At 54.5% G+C, this 15,934-nt stretch carries 12 protein-coding genes and 1 riboswitch; of the genes, 6 read left to right on the top strand and 6 right to left on the bottom strand.

The window, feature by feature from the left end:
• The first annotated feature begins 7 nt into the window (after positions 1-7).
• The 4 genes from ABDK75_RS00860 to ABDK75_RS00845 all read left to right on the top strand — a co-directional run bounded on the left by ABDK75_RS00860 (position 8) and on the right by ABDK75_RS00845 (position 8,820).
• A complete protein-coding gene (locus tag ABDK75_RS00860; protein ID WP_211495650.1) occupies positions 8-3,118 on the top strand; it encodes an efflux RND transporter permease subunit in 3,111 nt (1,036 codons plus the stop codon).
• Positions 3,115-4,626, top strand: a complete 1,512-nt coding sequence (locus tag ABDK75_RS00855; RefSeq protein WP_346004709.1) for an efflux transporter outer membrane subunit — start codon at positions 3,115-3,117, stop codon at positions 4,624-4,626. Before ABDK75_RS00860 ends, ABDK75_RS00855 begins: the two co-directional genes overlap by 4 nt.
• 433 nt (positions 4,627-5,059) lie before the next feature.
• A complete protein-coding gene (locus ABDK75_RS00850) occupies positions 5,060-7,078 on the top strand; it encodes a hypothetical protein (RefSeq protein ID WP_099211368.1) in 2,019 nt (672 codons plus the stop codon).
• A gap of 230 nt (positions 7,079-7,308) precedes the next feature.
• Positions 7,309-8,820, top strand: a complete 1,512-nt coding sequence (locus ABDK75_RS00845; protein WP_346004708.1) for a glycosyltransferase family 2 protein — start codon at positions 7,309-7,311, stop codon at positions 8,818-8,820.
• A 60-nt stretch (positions 8,821-8,880) separates the two neighbouring features.
• Here the strand turns inward: ABDK75_RS00845 and ribH are convergent, their stop codons facing one another.
• The 6 genes from ribH to ABDK75_RS00815 all read right to left on the bottom strand — a co-directional run bounded on the left by ribH (position 8,881) and on the right by ABDK75_RS00815 (position 14,078).
• Positions 8,881-9,360, bottom strand: coding sequence for a 6,7-dimethyl-8-ribityllumazine synthase (ribH, locus tag ABDK75_RS00840; RefSeq protein WP_346004707.1), 480 nt, complete (start codon positions 9,358-9,360; stop codon positions 8,881-8,883).
• A complete protein-coding gene (gene ribB, locus ABDK75_RS00835) occupies positions 9,357-10,610 on the bottom strand; it encodes a 3,4-dihydroxy-2-butanone-4-phosphate synthase (RefSeq protein ID WP_215749666.1) in 1,254 nt (417 codons plus the stop codon). The genes ribH and ribB overlap by 4 nt, the downstream gene beginning before the upstream one ends.
• Complete coding sequence (locus tag ABDK75_RS00830) at positions 10,607-11,245, bottom strand: riboflavin synthase (RefSeq protein WP_346004706.1); 639 nt, start codon at positions 11,243-11,245, stop codon at positions 10,607-10,609. The genes ribB and ABDK75_RS00830 overlap by 4 nt, the downstream gene beginning before the upstream one ends.
• Positions 11,227-12,261 (bottom strand): bifunctional diaminohydroxyphosphoribosylaminopyrimidine deaminase/5-amino-6-(5-phosphoribosylamino)uracil reductase RibD, encoded by a 1,035-nt coding sequence (gene ribD / locus ABDK75_RS00825; RefSeq protein ID WP_346005809.1) that lies wholly within the window; start codon positions 12,259-12,261, stop codon positions 11,227-11,229. Before ribD ends, ABDK75_RS00830 begins: the two co-directional genes overlap by 19 nt.
• Positions 12,262-12,381: 120 nt before the next feature.
• Positions 12,382-12,543: riboswitch (FMN riboswitch) on the bottom strand.
• Between the two features lie 185 nt (positions 12,544-12,728).
• Complete coding sequence (locus ABDK75_RS00820; RefSeq protein ID WP_046900458.1) at positions 12,729-12,920, bottom strand: entericidin A/B family lipoprotein; 192 nt, start codon at positions 12,918-12,920, stop codon at positions 12,729-12,731.
• Positions 12,921-13,061: 141 nt separating this feature from the next.
• Positions 13,062-14,078, bottom strand: a complete 1,017-nt coding sequence (locus tag ABDK75_RS00815; protein WP_346004705.1) for a glycosyltransferase family 61 protein — start codon at positions 14,076-14,078, stop codon at positions 13,062-13,064.
• Positions 14,079-14,275: 197 nt separating this feature from the next.
• Here ABDK75_RS00815 and ABDK75_RS00810 point away from each other — a divergent pair, with 197 nt between their 5' ends.
• A complete protein-coding gene (locus tag ABDK75_RS00810) occupies positions 14,276-15,208 on the top strand; it encodes a ribose-phosphate pyrophosphokinase (protein ID WP_046900960.1) in 933 nt (310 codons plus the stop codon).
• 27 nt (positions 15,209-15,235) lie between these two features.
• On the top strand, positions 15,236-15,841 hold the full coding sequence (locus ABDK75_RS00805; RefSeq protein ID WP_215766556.1) for a histidine phosphatase family protein: 606 nt from the start codon (positions 15,236-15,238) through the stop codon (positions 15,839-15,841).
• Positions 15,842-15,934: the final 93 nt, after the last annotated feature.

The following is a 15,934-nucleotide window of genomic DNA, read 5'->3' as shown; positions in this document are numbered from 1 at the left end:
AGCCATCATGATCGAACGTTTTATCTCCTGGTGCTTCGTGCGCCGGAACATCGTCTTCTTTGCCGCCGTTCTGCTTGCCGTCATGGGAAGCATTGCGTGGCGTATCCTTCCTGTTGAAGCCTATCCGGACCTTGGGTCTGTCAGCGTTCTTGTGACGACCCAGCAGTCCGGTCTGGCTGCGGAGGAAATGGAGCAGCAGGTCACGATTCCTCTGGAGCGCATGCTTGCGAGCGTTCCTGGTGTTTCGGACAGTCGCTCTACCAGCACATTTGGGCTCTCCCTCATCACGCTGATTTTCCGGGATGGGACGGATGTATTCTGGGCCCGTCAGCAGGTTGAAACCATTCTTGCCAGCAATCCACTGTCCAATGGTGCACAGCCTTCTCTGGGACCAATTTCTGGCCCAACGGGCGAAATCTATCGCTATACGCTGGAATCAGACGACAAGAACCTGATGCAACTGTCGGACGTCCAGAAATGGACGGTTATTCCGGCAATTTTGCACGTTCCTGGTGTTGTGAGCGTCAATAATTTTGGCGGCTTCACTCGGGAATATCAGCTCGTTCTCAAGCCTTCCTCCCTGTTCCGCTATCACATCGGCCTGGAAGATATTCTGTCCGCGATCCGGAACAACAATATCAACGCAGGTGGTGGTCGGGTCACGCGAGGCGAGCAGTCCTATATCGTCCGCGGTGTAGGCATGATTCACTCCCTTGAGGACATGGGGAATATTGTGGTGGCCCAGCGTGATGGCGTGCCTGTTCTGGTGCGTGATCTGGGAACCATCCAGTTCGGGCATCAGGTGCGCGAGGGCATTCTGGGGAAGGACCATAACCCCGATACCATCGAGGGCGTGGTCACCATGCTGAGTGGTGAGAATCCGTCTGTAGTGCTGGAAAACCTGCACCAGACGGTTGCCAAGCTTCAGACACAGCTCGCCCCTCAGCACATTCGCGTCGTTCCTTATATTGATCGCGACAATCTGGTTCTCTCCACGACCCACAAGGTCACGGAGACCATGATTGAGGGTATTCTCCTTGTAGGCGTGATTCTGACGCTGTTTCTGGGAAGCCCCCGGAGTGCCATTGTCACGGCCATTACCATTCCACTGGCGCTGTCAGTTGTCTTCACCCTGATGCATTTCCTCGGCATGTCGGCGAATTTGTTCTCGCTGGGTGCAGTCGATTTCGGTGTGATTGTCGATGGTGCCATCGTCATTACCGAGACGATCCTGCGTGTTAGAGAAGAACGGCCGACCGAAGCTCTGAACTCCCAGGAAGTACTGACCGTCGCGAAGCGGGCAGGTCATGCCATCTTCTCCTCAACACTCGTCATTATTCTCGCTTACAGCCCGCTCTTTGCTTTTGAAGGAAGTGAAGGGAAGCTGTTTCGGCCAATGGCTTATACTGTCAGCTTCGCTCTGCTGGGTGCCCTGCTGTGTGCTCTGGCGCTGATTCCGTCTCTCAGCTTTCTGGCGCTGCGCAAGCCACGGCATATCTGGCATAATCGCCCGCTGGAGTGGCTGCATGGTCGCTATATTCACTGGCTTGGCCATTTCATCGACCGCCCGCTGATTGCTTATGGCGCTGGCCTTGGCGCCCTAGTGGCCGTTGTATTTCTGGGAATCAGCATTGGCCGGGAGTTCCTTCCCGATCTCGACGAAGGCGCCCTGTGGTTGCAGGTGCAGATGCCGACCGGAATTTCGATGGAAAAAGGCGAGCAGATCGCCAACGAACTTCGAAGCGCCGTTCGGGAATTTCCGGAAACCTCCTACGCCATCACACAGCTTGGTCGATCCGACGACGGTACTGATCCTTGGACGCCATCTCATATCGAGATGCCGGTTGGCCTGAAATCCTATGACCAGTGGCCATCAGGTGAGACAAAAGCCCAGTTCGTTCAGCGTCTGCATGCACGGTTGTTGAAAATTCCAGGTATCGAATTTGGCATCAGTCAGCCGATCGAAGACAACATGAGCGATCTGGTGGGTGGTGCACATAGCCCGCTCGTGCTTCGCGTTTATGGAAATGACTTCGAAGAGCTGCGTCGCGTTGGCCAGCAGATTGTCGATGTGCTGCATCAGGTTCCAGGAACGACGGAAGCTTCCATTTTCCAGGAACCGCGCATTCCGCAGATTGATGTCACGGCTGACCGTCTGGCGGCAGCCCGCTATGGCATCAACATTTCTGACATTTCAGATGCTGTGTCCTATGCGATCGGTGATGCACCAATTTCCACGGTGTATGAGGATGACCGCTTCTACAATGCTACACTGCGTATCCCTCGCAAGGATGCACAGGACCTGCAAAGCCTGTCGCAGTTTCCTCTCCTGACGGCGCAGGGGGCTTACGTTCCACTGTCTCAGGTGGCCCGCGTGAACCTGCGCATGGGTGAAAGCAATATTGCCCATGAGCTGAGCCATCGTCAGATCACTATCCGTGTCGATAATGGCGAACGCCCGCTGTCACAGTACCTTGCCGATGCGCAGGCCCGCATTGAACAGTCCGTCCATTATGACAAGCAGAAGTACACTTTGGAATGGGCAGGCACATTCCAGCAGCAGGAACGCGCACAGAAGCGTCTTGCCGTTGCTTTGGCCGTCATGTTTGCCATGATGCTGGTGCTGCTGTTTATCGAGTTCGGTAAAATCAGACAGGCACTGCTTATTTTGAGCGTTGTTCCGCTCGCGACGCTGGGTGGCCTGATTGCGCTGCATGTGCGTGGAGAAACCCTGAACATCGCTACAGCTGTGGGCTTTATCGCCCTTTTCGGTGTGGCGGTGCAGAACGGCATCATCATGATTTCAAGCATCAACCGACATCGCTCCGAAGGCCGTTCTGTCCGGGATGCCACGATCATTGGTGCTGGTGAGCGTTTCCGTCCGGTTCTGATGACGGCAACCGTTGCAAGCGCCGGCATGCTCCCGGCGGCACTGGCAACCGGCGTTGGCACGGACGTGCAGCGTGGGCTTGCAACAGTCGTCGTAGGTGGGCTTGGGATTGCCACACTGCTGACCCTCTTTGCATTGCCCGTCTATTTCAGTGAGCTTGAAATGTGGGTGGAGCGTCGGGATGCCCGTCGTCCGCGTCCGTCTGAAGAGAATGGAGCCCCGACATGAAGCGGGTTCTTAAAAATACGACCGCCCTTCTAGGGTCGGTTCTGATATCAGCCTGCGCAGTCGGTCCGGACTTTCACCGTCCGGACCTTCCAAAGGATGTGAACTATCAAGCTACGCCGCTCGCCGGGACGGTTGGCAATGCCCAAAGCGGGACAGGAGTGGCTCAACACTTCCAGAGCGGCGTGGACATTTCTGGAAAGTGGTGGGAAGTCTTCCGCAACCCGCAGCTCAATGCGCTTGTTGAGCAGGCTCTGGCCAACAACCAGTCCATGAAAGCCATGCAGACAGGGTTGAAGTCTGCATGGGAGCAACGGCGGATTGAAGGGGCGGGTCTGTATCCGACGATCTCGGCCTCTTTCAACCCAACACGCAATAAGACCTCGCGCGTTTACTCTCCGGTTCCGAACAACAACAGCTGGCTTTATAATGTTCATACCGCTCAGCTGACGATCGGATATGTTCCGGATCTCTGGGGTGGGACCCGGCGAGCGATTGAGGCCGCGGGCGCGCAGGCTGAAATTCAGAAATTTCAGCTTGAAGCTACCGCTCTCACTCTGATCTCCGATCTGGTGAGCGCTACAATTGACGAGGCCACGCTGCGTGCGCAGATCGAAGCGACACAGGATCTGATTGCCAGTCAGACATCGGCTCTCAAGCTAATTACGGCCCGGCAGAAATTCGGAGACGCGTCCGAGCAGGACATGGTGGCGCAGCTTGCTTCGGTGGCGCAGCTTGAAGCTACCCTTCCCTCTCTGAATCTTCAGTTGGCTCAAACCCGGGATCAGTTAGCTGTTCTGGTGGGGGTAGCACCCAATACTCCGCTGCCGACCTTCAGGCTGGAACAGTTTACGCTTCCGCAGACATTGCCGGTCTCGCTGCCCTCAGATCTTCTGAATCAACGTCCGGATATTCGGGCGGCACAGGCACAGATCCAGTCTGCAAGCGCGCAGATTGGTGTGGCGATCGCCAACCGTCTGCCCAACGTGCAGCTTAGTGCCCTCCCAGGGCAGGCCGTCGGGACCATGAGCGACTTCTTCAAGCCAGGATATGGAAACTGGACGATCGCTGCAACTGTCATGCAGCCAATCTTCCAGGGCGGCTCCCTGCTGCATGCCGAGCGGCAGGCACGCGACAACCTGCTACAGGCCAACGAGACCTATAAGGCCACAGTCCTGAGTGCCATTCAGGACGTCGCAGACAGCCTTCATGCACTGGACTTTGATGCTGATGCGCTGATGGCAAATGAGAGTGCCTATACTGCTACGGGGAAGAGTCTGAAGATTGCTCAGGCTCAGCTTCGCTTGGGAGATGTCAGTGAGCTGATGGTGCTCCAAGCCCAGCAGTCTCATGCTCAGGCGCGATTGGCCTATGTTCAGGCACAGGGCGCAAGGTTCTCTGATAGTGTGGGTCTGTTCCAGTCCCTTGGCGGCGGCTGGTGGAACCGTAATGACCTGGGGATGACTCCTCAAGCACAGAAAGCTCTCGGAAAGTCTCTGCTTCCCTGGTAATTTTTGCACCAAAAATCATCTTTTACCATGAGAGCGTTTTTGACTTTTGAGTCTGAGACGCTCTCATATTGTATTGACGAAACTCAGAGCTAGTACGGCATTGTTTCGCCAACATATTTTTCTTGGCCTCTCTCGTCCTGCCGTCATAAATTTCAGAAGAGATGCCGGGTCACGCAGCATGACGTCTTACTGCATCTCCACAACCTTTGTTTCAGGAATGCCCCCGTTTTCCGATCAGGAAAAAGTTTGACGCGCGAGAGGCACAGGAACCTCTAATGTGCTGACATCAGCTTCTAATTGACTTTTTGAATAAAAAATGCATTAATTAAGGCATTATAGGAATAGTGTATTCCTGTATAATATTTCCCTTAAAATAAATGGTTTCAATATGGATTTAAATTTTCCAAGGAAACCGGGTTTCCTTATTGCTGTTTTGTCACTTCTTTCTGGAGTGATCGGATATTCCCCTTCTTTTGCCGGGGATATTCCACTTTATTACAAGACACCTACAGGCTCTATTGCCCCTGTTACCGTGGGGACAGGTATAAATTCGCAGGGCTATCCCGTTGTTCCCACTTATAAAGGCAAAGACGGGGCGTGGCATTCCACAACTGTTATTGCCCAAGTCTGCGGAACAAATGCCGATGGCACTCCTGTTGCATGCAATATAGCAGACCAACTCCCCTCCAGTGTCCTGACTACAGCAAAAATCAACGTACAGTCAGGCATTGCTGGCCTGAATGATCAGGCTCAGGTTACGGCTGGGGTCAACACAGCTTCACAAATTTTGACACAAACAGGTTTATCTGAAGGGAATCAGGGGAGTATTCCCCTAAATCTGACGAGTAATGGCTGGCAGGGCGATGCTCCATCCCATCTCGCAGGGCCACGAATTACTGTTGGTGTTTCCATGAACAATATGGCCGATCAAATGGCCATGTTTGGTGGACATCGCCTGTACGATAGCGTTTTCAGCAAGTTCTATGCCCTTCCATATGGTGTTGGAGATAATGGAGGATGTGTCCATTCTTCAGTCATGACCTATGCCCCGGGAACAGGCGCTAACTGTGGTGCAGGGGGTTGGGACGCCGTCACGGAATACGAACTCGCAACCAACAATCCGCCTTGGTATATTGCTGGTGCAGATTTTCCAGATGAAAATGGGACGTCCCATAGTGTGACGTTTACAACGTCTGGCGCAATCATTCGACCAGCTCTGCCCGCAAGCTACACTGACTACATGCACTACCACATGAATGTCATGACCAATATTGTAGCCGGACCAACGCTTTATTCAGGTCTGTCGCTGGATGGTGTGCAGGGACATCGCAATCAGGACCAACAGTTCTACGGAGGCATGCTGGAATCATGGAAAAATGATTCTGACAGTACTGGAACATTCACGCAGTTTACGATGACCGGACAATGGCAGCCTATCAGTGGCTCTGCCGTTGATAGTGGACACGTGCCACAGGTTGGCACTCAAAACACAGCGTCAGCCGCCGATCGAGTAGATGCGCTGGATCAAACCCAGTATGCCGAATTCACGCATCCTTTCATTGAGTTTGGGACGTACATCAAACACTTCACACGTAACACCAGCTGTGAAGTCATCATCAAATCCGGAACAGATGGCGAAGCCATGAAGCGGCTGGGTCTTTCTCGCAAATGCGATGAAGAACTCGACAACTGGTATCATGGCCCAGACTACGGCGCGACCATGCATGGTCTAACCATCGGGGCAGGCTTCGACAATAAGGTCAGCCAGGATAGCTATGGTCTTTCAGTCGCTGGTCTCTGGCCGGAAGGCATTCGGGCGTGGCTGGGCTCTGACGGAATAGATTTTGATGGAGACGCTTATAAAGTTGGCTCCCGGATCGGTTCAGCCGCTGTTGTTGGCACGAAAAAAATGATTGCTGAGTACTGGCAGGAGCCAACAGCAAACATTGGGTACCTGGAGAGCGTCAAACTTTGGTCTCAAACTGATACTCTCTCAGAGACCAATAATGCTAATACGGGGGGAGCAGCCGCGAATGGTATGGATGTTTCCTATTGGTTTGGTCCACGCCAGTCATCTTCATCATTTAACGTAGACGGTACATTTGAAGCAGCGATTGCCTTCAATCCTGGCTGGGCCAAAAATGGTTTGGCTTTGTGCGGGTCTAATGCAGCATCGTTTGATATGACGTCTTCAGGGGCGGCGTGCCTTACAGTCGATAGCTGGGGGAATACGTCGACGACAGGTTCCTTGGCAGCAGGGAATGGTTTGACTGTGAGCAGTGGCACGACAACACTCAAAGACGTAGTAGCTACGTCTTACAAGGAAGCGTTGAAAACACCTGCTTCCAGCTCTGCGCCCTGTCAGGCCGGAGAATTTACTGATGATGAAAACTACCATTATGTCTGTGTTGCAGACAATTCCTGGAAACGAGTTGCTTTAAGTTCATTTTAATTTTTTAATATTTATGTTTTGTGCGGGTTTAATTTACTTTTTTATTCGCACACACAAAAAATCTCTTAATTTTCTTGGGTCATGTGTCTTTATCCTCCTGTTTTCTACTGGATAAAGACATCCCAACAGGGCTTCCCCTACGAGGAGAGTCTCGGGTATGCAGGCAGACAGCATCTGGTTGCCTTGTTTTTGCAGCGCCGGGTCTCTCAAGCTGAGGAGTGCTTTTCCCCATGGTGCCGTCATCTGTAGCTATCGCCCTATTCGTCAAGAATGAATTTTCTGACATTGCAGGATGGATTGCCTGGCACCTCGGGCTGGGAGTGAAGACCCTCTTCATTTTTGATGATCACTCCACAGACGGAACATGGGAAATCATTCAGGCTGCGGCCAAGTCTTTTAATATTCGTGCTTTTCAAACCGACCCGGTAGCAGAACCCGATTTCTACTGGCGTCAGCGGAACTGCTTTATGCAGGCTGCTGAAATGGCCAAAGGTCATTATGCCTGGCTCGGGTTTCTGGACGGCGATGAATATGTTTACTTTCGTCACGCAAACAGCCTTCCAGAATTCCTTGAACGCTTTCCTCATGCCGATGGGCTCGCATTAAGTTGGCGTATTCAAGGGAGCTCCGGACGGGTCGTTCGCCCCCGTAAAATGACAGTCGAAGCCTTCACTCAGCATTCGACACCGGAGTTGGGCGACAATGTTCTCGTCAAGAGCTTTGTCAGACCGGAATGCATGGGCGACACGTATCATAACCCACACTGGTTTGATGTCCCGGCAGAACGCTATGTCAGACCCAATGGGCAATATGTTCCTTCAGCGAATGCCGTGCAGGAAATTGACTGGGAAGATGCTTTTGTCCTGCATTACATCTGCCGCAGCATGGAGCATTACATCCAGCGTATCAAACGCCGCCTGAATGCCGATCTCAGTGACAGTCTCGGCTATTGGGACCATTTTGATCGCAATGATGTCGAGGACTTTGAGCCTCTTCGGTTCATTCCGAAAATTCGCCCGATCCAGGTCAGTATTAATCGAAATATGGTCGCGCGGGCTATTGAGGATTTAAGAAAGCAATATCCTCCTACAGTAGCGATTTCAGATTACGAGGGTGAAATACTGGAATCCCGTGTCTTCAGCATTCACTCTGCATATTTTGAGACACAGCTTTGTATTGATGCAAGTACGGGGGATGTCTGCCACGCTTCTCCTGCGGTGATGTCCGAACGTAGCTTGTTACCCGTGTATGGTGCCGTTTTCGCTGATACGCCCGATTTGATTACGTTCTTCGTGCGCGATGGTGTGCATGTCGAGCACAATCGCGCGCTAAAGGTTTTTGGCGACGACAGGGTTTTCAGTGAACTGACTTATCAGATTGCGAAAACCATACAGGACAAGCCTGAAGGGACAGCGCTGAGAACAACTCTCTCCGGCGAATACCTCTGCTTCATTCTTCCTCATGATGGTATCGGACAGGTAGAAGCTAATCGCAGACAGGCCAAGGACTGGGAAGAAGCGTCACTCAGGCCCGAGTTTAATGTCACGTATAGCTGGCAGAGGATGACGGCCCCTTTACCAACATCTGGAAAGATGACGTTTGATTCTTTAATCACTTGGCTTCGGAATGAAAAAGACGCTCCAAGCATCTATCTTTTCCTGAAGATGATCGCTCTTCTATCACCCAGTGATCGCGAGAAACTTCATAGACATGTCCCCGGACTTCTCTGGGGATTTATTTGAAATCGAAAATACCGGGCCAAGGGATCATTCACCCAAGGCCCGGGATATAAAAAGCTGGTTTTAGGCTGAAACCGGCACGTTCCGAAGGAAAGCTACGCTTTCCACACAGGCCGCAGCAGCTTCACGGCCTTTGTTCTCAGCGTCTTCGCGTGAACGGGCAACAGCCTGTGCTTCGGTGTAAGTTGTCAGGATACCAAACGCGACCGGCACTTCCGTTGCGAGCTGAGCCTGCATGATACCGATGGTCGCACCCAGCGAGATAAACTCGAAGTGGGCTGTGTCTCCCTTGATGACGCAGCCGAGGCAGATCACACCCTCATATTTGCCTGATTTAGCCAGTCGCTGGGCAAGAAGCGGCAGCTCAAACGCACCAGGAGCATCGTAGACGTCCACATCCGTGATGCCGCGCTCTTCCATCCATTCGAGCGCCCCATTCTTCAGGCCACCTGTAATACCAGTGTTAAAACGGCTGACGATGATCGCCATTTTGGGGGCTGGAGAAAAGCGCAGGTCAGGGGCGACAGGGATATGCTTGCTCATGCGGGCTGTTCCTGGAGAAAATGGCCCATCCGCGTCCGCTTGGTGGCGAGATAGGCACGGTTAAAAGGGTTGGCTTCAATTTCCAGTCGCTCGCGGGACTGCACATCAAAACCGAAGCGAACAAGATTGGATTCCTTGTCCGGATTGTTCGTCAGAAGGCGAAGGGACGTGACGCCCAGATGCCGGAGCAGGTCAGCGGCTGCATCCCATTCACGGGCATCCGCCGGCAGGCCCAGAGCCTCGTTTGCCTCTACGGTGTCCATGCCGCCATCCTGAAGCTCATAAGCCCGGATCTTGTTGGCAAGGCCAATGCCCCGGCCTTCATGACCGCGCATATAAACCAGCACGCCGCATTCAGAGGCCGAGATCCGCTCAAGAGCTTCCCGAAGCTGAGCGCCGCAATCGCACCGCAAAGAACCCAATGCGTCACCCGTGACACATTCTGAGTGCAGTCGAACCAGCGGGATTCCCTGAGAAGGATCTCCCTTCACGAGGGCCACGTGTTCGACACCGTCTACGGCCCGGAAAGCATGGATCTTCAGATCATGGCCACCGAAAATGCTGGGAAGAGCAGATACAGCCACCATTTCACCGGTAGCAGGAACTGGTGTGCTGATCAGTTGAGCATCATCCACGGAGCCACGCCCGTGCTCGCGGCACCACTCCTGCAAGTCCGCAATACTGACGACTGGCATTCCATGCTTTGCAGCGAAGCGGCGTAGTTCGGGCAGGCGCATCATGCTCCCGTCGTCCGCCATGATTTCGCAGATCACGCCCGCAGGCTCGAGGCCAGCGAGGCGCGCAATATCGATCGACCCTTCCGTGTGGCCGTTACGGGCAATCACGCCCTCTGGGTGCGCGCGCAGAGGAAAGATGTGCCCCGGCGAGATGACATCCGCTGCTGTTGCGTCAGGGCTGGCAGCAACAACGATTGTCCGGGCACGGTCTGCGGCCGAAATGCCAGTAGTTACGCCTGTAGCCGCCTCAATGGAGACCGTGAAAGCCGTGCCCCGCGGGTCACGGTTGCGGCTGACCATAGGGGGTAGGCCAAGACGGTCCACCTGCTCAGCTTCCAAAGGAAGGCAGACCAGACCCCGCGCTTCACGCACCATGAAATTGATGGCTTCCGGAGTAGCGAACTGTGCCGCCATGACCAGATCGCCTTCATTTTCACGGTTCTCGTCATCAACCATGACGACCATGCCACCTGCGCGAATGGCTTCGATGGCAGCTTTCAGGGATGGCTTCATGACGCAACCTTTCCAAGTGTAGGCGAGAAGCGCAGCAGGTTTTCGACATACTTGGAGAGTACATCGACCTCCACGTTCATGCGTGTTCCGACTGTGAGGGACGAGAGGTTCGTATGGTCCCAGGTATGAGGGATGATTGTCAGACCAACCTCAAATCCGGACTGGTTTCCCCGAACAACATCATCATGCAGTTCGTTGACCGTCAGGCTGATCCCATCGAACGTGATGGAGCCTTTTTCCACGACATACTGGCGCAGGGCCTGTGGGACGAAAATGCGGAGGGCGTAAGAGTCTCCGGATTTTTCGACACTGGCAAACGTCGCAACATTATCGACATGTCCCTGCACGATATGCCCCGACAATCGGGTATTGGCTGCGACCGCACGTTCCAGATTAACGCGGGAACCGGCTTTGAGCTGCTCCAAGGGCGTCCGGGAGAGAGTTTCGCCGCTCAGGTGGAATGTTGCCACGCCAGCCGCATCGAACGTCTCAACCGTCAGACAGACGCCATTCACTGCGACGCTTTCGCCTAGCTCAAGATCCGGAAAGGCCGTCTCGACGGTCAGGTCCATGGCTTTGTCACGGAGGGATACGGCTTTGACAGTACCCAGACGCTCTATGATTCCAGAGAACATGCGCTTTCCCTCAGCAGTCGTAGCGGGCTCTCGTCCCGCGATTGAAGTTCGATGTGATCAGTGTCACCGTCTTTGCGGATGGTCAGCCAGTCGTCCCATAGACCAGCGTCGGACACTGTTTTCAGAAGAGATGGACCGGCTTCCACCATGGCCCAGTTCACGCCGCGCTCGGCCAGCATGGCGGGTACGGAGAGAAGGTCAGAACTAACCAGAACCGTGAAGCCAGCCTGTTCCATCTCGTTTTTCCAGTCTGAGGGCAGACGCCCTTTCCGGTCACACACCACAAGAAGGCGTGGGCCGCGATCCGCGTGATCTGCTACCCGACGCACCGTAAAGCGTGGCTTGTCAGCCAGAACCGTACCGATGCCCGTGATGATGGCATCGGTGGCGCGGCGAAGACGATGAGCCAGCGTCAGCGAGACTTCGGACGTGAACGTCGTCTGTCCCGTCGGCGGAATCATCGTACCATTTGAATCCAGAGCCTGCTTGACGCTGATCCACGGACGATGACGAACGACGCGACTCAGGAAAGGCGCCATCAGGGCACGGCAATCGCGTTCAAGATCTGCCATTTCCGGGACATCCGAAAGGAATGTCACGCGGCGCCCGTTCGGCATCTCCCGCAGCCGCTCTGCGCCGCCCGCAGCCTGCGGATTAGGATCAGCAACGCCGATCCAGACATGTTCGACGGGACTATTGCGCAGCGCTTCACTGCAGGGAGGTGTACGCCCTGTGTGATTGCAGGGCTCAAGCGTCACAATCGCGGTGCGCACAGCGCCCAGAACGCCGGCATCGCGAGCCTGTGCAAGAGCCATTGCCTCCGCATGAGGCTGCCCGACCCTGGGATGAACGCCGACGGTGAGAACACGACCTTCTGCATCGAGCAGTGCGCATCCGACAGACGGATTGGGAGAGGTTGCTCCCAACGTGTCGGCCGCATGGTCAAGGGCTAAGCGAAATCCTGCTCGGACCTGGCTTGCGCTCGCTGCGCTGGAAAAGGTGGTTTGTTTCAACAAGGCTGCGGTCACGGTCCCATTATTCGGGACGTTCGCAGGGCGCACGCCGCCCTCAGCCGATGCTCGCAGTAGGAAAGTGCGAAGATGCACGTTCCTTCCACCCGAGCAATCGGGCAAGTGCTGCGTTCTCTCTCATCCGGACTATGACCGTCGGCTCCGGAGTCTCACCGGATCTGCTTGACCCTTCCTATCCGTGGATAAGAAGGCGCTCGCGGGCTTAGGAGGGACCGAAATCCCTTCAATACCGCCGGTGGGGAGTTTCACCCCGCCCCGAGAACGTCTGTTCAGTCAGGAATATGAGACCGGGAAATCACAGATTACAAGTAGAATCGAACACAAAGAGACGTGAAAACTGCTTATGTGTCATATTTCGTGATCTTGTAGGTTTTCTTAAGCCCCATAGAAAAAGCCGCCAGAGAGCACTCTGACGGCTTTTTTTACTGTTCTCTTTGAGTGAGAGACAGCAATCAGTGCGTGGAAGCATCCGTGTGACGCTGAATGGCATCCTGCGTTGCGTTCGCACCGCGAGACACATTGTGGCCCACGGAGCTGACGTCCTGACCAGCACCCCGAACAGTGTTGCAGGCCGAGAGAGAGACGGCGGCACCAGACAGTAGCGTCAGGGAAAGTGCAACACGGGCGACGGACTTGATGGACATTGGGTATAACTCCTTGAAGAAGCGTTCGATATCGAAACGCTATTCGCGGAGGAAAGTTCATCCGCGAGAAGACGTTTGTATGGCCCGATTGTTTCAAAATGAAACAGCATTCGACCGCATCTTTCCAGCGTCTCGTTCCGGTTAGCCCAAGGTAAAATCCGCCAGTTCATCTGCAAGTTTCTCCGGGTCAGGGATACGGTAGTTCATTTGGAAACCACCTCCAGCCCCGACAGGCTCCAGGCCAGAACTATCGTACAGATAGCGGGCATGATTGTTGTTCGCCTTATCGACCAGACACTGGTTCGCCCACATATCCGGGCTATGTGCCAGCGTTACAACCCTTCGCTGAGGGAAGAAGATGCTCGTATGAAGACAGGCATCATTATAACCAATCACGAGGGGATTTGAGGCCCAGAGCTTGAGCTGATCCCGGAAAGTCATTTGGCTGGGATAAACAGTCCCTATTCCTTTTGCTCTCAATGCCGCCGTTAGAACGGACTCATTTTCTACCCTGACGTTGCCCTGAGAGAGCTTCTCCTGTGAGAAAAAGAGAACGCGTCCCGGGTGATCCTGCGCGCCTTCGGGTAAAATCTTTCGCCCGATGCTGTGAGCCAGATCTGCGAAGACATCATGAACGAGTGAAAGCTCTTCAAATGCAGCCGCTGCAACGGTGATCCGTGGAAAGCGCGCAGGTGACAGAACCTGCATGAAGTGATCTTCAGTCAGATCAAGCGCCGTCACGATCGTCCGAAAATAGCTTTGTGCCATCAGTTGAGCGAGAGGCTGCGGGCTGCTGAAGACGAGCTTCAGCCGTGAGCGCGCATAGGGAGGAAGACTCCACAGGCAGGACAATACGTTGGCAAAAAAATAGAGGTAGGACGGATTAATGTTTCCAAGGAAAAAATAATCGAACTTGTCGCTCAGGACTGGGCAATCAGGGAGGTCAGGGTAGTCCCGGGAGCAGAGAGGTGTGTGGAGTGAGCCCGCGCCCGTATAGAGCATCGCCTCAGGAACGCTTCGGCCCGAAGGTTCGAAAAGTCCCCACTGCGGGGCCGTTCCAGGCGGGACAAAGACAGCATTCCTGACGTCCCGCTGGCTTGGGAGGTCCTGAATCAGAAGTCTCCGGCCAACAAAACCCGTACAGTCTTTCAGGGCCATATTCCGACCTTTCCTGAAGCTTGAAGCAGCCTCCAGCAGGCCGCGCAGACAGTTCTTGAATGTGTTTCGCTTGCATCGGTCAGCACATCAAGCCCAACTTCCGTGCAAAGAATGGCTCAGAACTGATGACAGCAGGGGGGTGCGCTGTTAGAAAGCGCGCAATTCTCCCCCTGACGGATACCAGACGAGGCCGTTTCATGAAGATCGTTGCCTGCAACAGTAATCTGCCGCTGGCTCGTGCGGTGGCGAGTGAACTACGGCTGCCCGTGTGCAAAACCGTGGTCAAACGCTTCGCGGATGGCGAAGTCTTTGTCGAAATTCAGGAGAACGTCCGCGGTGAGGACGTTTTCGTGGTGCAGAGCACCTGCATGCCGACAAACGATCACCTGATGGAACTGCTGGTGATGCTGGACGCACTGCGTCGTGGATCTGCCCGCCGGGTAACGGCTGTCATGCCGTATTTCGGATATGCCCGTCAGGACCGTAAGTCCGGCCCACGTACGCCCATCAGCGCCAAGCTGGTCGCCAACCTTCTGACGGAAGCCGGCGCCAACCGTATCCTGACGATGGATCTGCACGCCATGCAGATCCAGGGGTTCTTCGATATTCCGACGGACAACCTTTACGCAGCTCCGCTCTTCGTGCGGGACCTCAAAACGCGCCTTCCGGACCGGGAACTCATGATTGTGTCTCCTGATGTTGGCGGTGTTGTCCGCGCACGTCAGCTTGCACAGCGTCTGAACGTTGACCTGGCCATCATCGACAAGCGCCGTGAGCGCGCCGGCGTGTCAGAAGTCATGAACGTGATTGGCGATGTCTCGGGACGGTATTGTGTGCTGGTTGACGACATTGTGGACAGCGGCGGATCACTCTGTAACGCGGCCAATGCTCTCATGAGCCGCGGCGCGGAAGGCGTGGAGGCTTATGTCACTCACGGCGTTCTGACTGGTAATGCCTGCGAGCGCGTGAAAAACAGTCCTTTGAACATGCTAACACTGACGGACAGCATCCCTGCTACCCAGGCGCTGCTCGATACGCCAAACATTCGCCAGATTACGACTGCTAATCTTCTGGCTCGCGCCATGAGCGCTGTTGCAGACGAAAGCTCGGTTTCCTCTCTCTTCGACTAAGCTTTCCCATCTCTGGAGGTTTCATCCATGCCGAAGATCCTGACCAAGCCTTACTGGTATCTCCGGCACGGTGAAACGGATTGGAACCTCAGAGGTCTCTCCCAGGGCCGAACAGACATCCCCCTGAATTCTACGGGGCTCGCACAGGCCGTCCGAGCAGGACAGATTTTCGCGGACCTGTTCCGGAAGGGAGAAAATCCCTTCGATCGGATTATCGCGTCTCCCTTATCTCGCGCTCTTGTCACGGCGGAACACACGCGCGATGCCATTCGAGACAGTGGAGGCCCTGACCTTCCTTTGATTATCGATCCGGAGCTCAAGGAAGTCTGCTTCGGAGTGCAGGAAGGGCAGCCCATGGGGGAATGGTACGATCCATGGATCGAAGACGGCTATACGCCCGAAGGTGCTGAAAGCTTCGCTACGCTCCAGGCACGCGCTGTAGGGGCTGTTAACCGAGCGCTGCAAGCTGACGAAACCCCTCTCTTTGTCGCGCATGGTGCATTGTTCAGAAGCCTTCGCGCAGGAATGAGTCTGCCAGTCAATGTCCGTTTGCCAAATGCCGTTCCTCTGCATCTGACACCAGAGGTCACAGGATGGACAATCCGCGCATGTCTGCCGGAAATAGCTCAATAGTCTTTCTGCGTATCTGACGCGGGCAAGGTTATTGCCCCTTGTGCGCAAGCGCGGGGACAATTAGGGCAGGAAGGACTTTGATTTACAAATCGG

Origin of the sequence: Gluconobacter sp. OJA (genome assembly GCF_039638325.1) — a bacterium.
Classification (GTDB): Bacteria; Pseudomonadota; Alphaproteobacteria; order Acetobacterales; family Acetobacteraceae; genus Gluconobacter; species Gluconobacter cerinus.
This window is presented reverse-complemented; position numbering and strand designations above follow the sequence as displayed.